The following is a 345-nucleotide window of genomic DNA, read 5'->3' on the forward strand; positions in this document are numbered from 1 at the left end:
TCATGTCCGCAGGCATGCATCACACCTGGAACAGTAGATTTATAGGGTTTTTCTACTTCTTCATTAATAGGAAGTGCGTCCATATCCGCTCTCAGGGCAATGGTTTTTGTTCCTTCTGTTCCTTTAAAAAAGGCCACAACACTGGGTGCGGAAAATTGCGGCTCAAGCGGAATTCCGAACTGAGCAAGCTTTTCTTTTACATAAGCGGCTGTCCCGTATTCCTCTCCTGAAAGCTCCGGATGCATATGCAGGTGCCTGCGCTGCTCAATGGCCCAAGCCTTTAACTCTGAATCTACTAATACTGCTGTTAACATGGTGTTTCCCCCGTTTCTGTCTATATGTGAA

Annotated in this window: 1 protein-coding gene; it reads right to left on the minus strand. The window is 46.1% G+C overall.

The genetic code is table 11. The annotated features are described in order from the left end of the window. Positions 1-314: M20/M25/M40 family metallo-hydrolase (locus BIV59_RS22575; RefSeq protein ID WP_139194452.1), on the minus strand; the 314-nt coding region annotated here is incomplete at its 3' end. Positions 315-345: the final 31 nt, after the last annotated feature.

The organism is Bacillus sp. MUM 13, from assembly GCF_001866725.1.
GTDB lineage: Bacteria > Bacillota > Bacilli > Bacillales > DSM-1321 > Peribacillus.